Origin of the sequence: Streptomyces sp. WELS2, from assembly GCF_013870595.1 — a bacterium.
Taxonomy (GTDB): domain Bacteria; phylum Actinomycetota; class Actinomycetes; order Streptomycetales; family Streptomycetaceae; genus Streptomyces.
The window spans coordinates 1-1272 of sequence record NZ_JACBWZ010001273.1; the positions used below are offsets into that span (position 1 = coordinate 1).

At 75.2% G+C, this 1272-nt stretch carries 2 pseudogenes; one reads left to right on the forward strand and one right to left on the reverse strand.

Annotated elements, in window-relative coordinates:
* Positions 1 to 521: pseudogene (locus tag H5J33_RS35650) on the forward strand (hypothetical protein); the annotation flags it as partial.
* A 6-nt stretch (positions 522 to 527) separates the two neighbouring features.
* Here the strand turns inward: H5J33_RS35650 and H5J33_RS35655 are convergent.
* Positions 528 to 1272: pseudogene (locus H5J33_RS35655) on the reverse strand (hypothetical protein); the annotation flags it as partial.

Sequence of the window (1272 nt, forward strand, 5' to 3'; positions counted from 1 at the left end):
AGGCGGGCGGCTCCGGGCGGGCGCCCGCGGACCGGGTGGTGGTCAACCCGGAGGCGTACGCGATGCTCGGTGACGCCGGCAAGCAGATCGTCCTCACCCATGAGACGACCCATGTGGCCACGCGGGCGGACACCACCGCCGCCACCCCGCTGTGGCTGTCCGAGGGCTACGCCGACTGGATCGGCTACCTCGGCACCGGCCGCACCCCGGCCGAGGCCGCCCCCGAACTGGCCCGCGCCGTCCGGGAGGGCGAGGCGCCCCGGTCGCTGCCCGACGACAAGGACTTCGGCTTCACCAGCGACCCCGTGAAGCTGGCACGGGCCTACGAGAGCGGCTGGCTGGCCTGCCGGATGATCGCCGAGCAGTGGGACGCGGCCCGGCTCGGCGCCTTCTACCGCGCCGTCGGCGCCCACGGCGAACGGCCCGGCGCGGTCGAGGAGGCGCTGCGCGAGGTCCTCGGCACCACCCCCCAGGCCTTCACCGCCCGCTGGCGCGCCTACGTCACGGCCCGGCTGAGCTGAGCGGGCCTACCCCTCGCCGGTCCGGGGCCGGGAGGAGACCGGGGACCGCGTGGTGCGGGTGGGCCGAGGCGGCAGGGGAGTGGTGGGGCGGGGCGGGACGGTGGCGCGCCACAGGTGGCGGGCCGCGGTGAGGGCGGCCGCGACCAGCAGGCCGTTGCGCAGCACCAGCAGCGTGATGCCGTAGCCGTCGCTCAGCACCACGTGCGAGAAGCCGAGCGGGAACTCCAGGACCGTCAGGAAGGACGCCCCGAGGATCATCAGCGCGGGTCCTGTCATCCGGCTCGTCCGGTGCGTCAGGCACACGGCGGCCAGGCCGGCCGGCCACACCAGGTACTGCGGGCTGATCACCCGGCTGGTCACCGTGAACAGCAGGACCGCCGTCAGGGCCGCGTCGGTGAGGACGGCCCCCGTCAGCTCCCTCGCCCGCAGCCGCCACAGCAGCAGCCAGCCGAACGCGGCCCCGGTCAGCGCCAGCGCGGCCGTGCTCACCACGTTCACCCACGGGCCCAGGAACTCGATCGAGCCGTAGTTCAGCAGCACCTCGCCGTGCCAGCCGAAGTGCCGGGCCACATGGAAGACCAGCGCGCCCAGCGACTCCACCTCGGTGCCCCTCTCCCGCTGGAAGGCCAGGAACGCGAAGGCGCCCGGCATGGACACCGCGAACAGCAGCCCGACGCCCGCCCCGGTGACCGCCGCCGACACCCACGCCCGCCTCGATCTCGGCCCGGCTGCCGCCGTGTTCCCGCCGGAT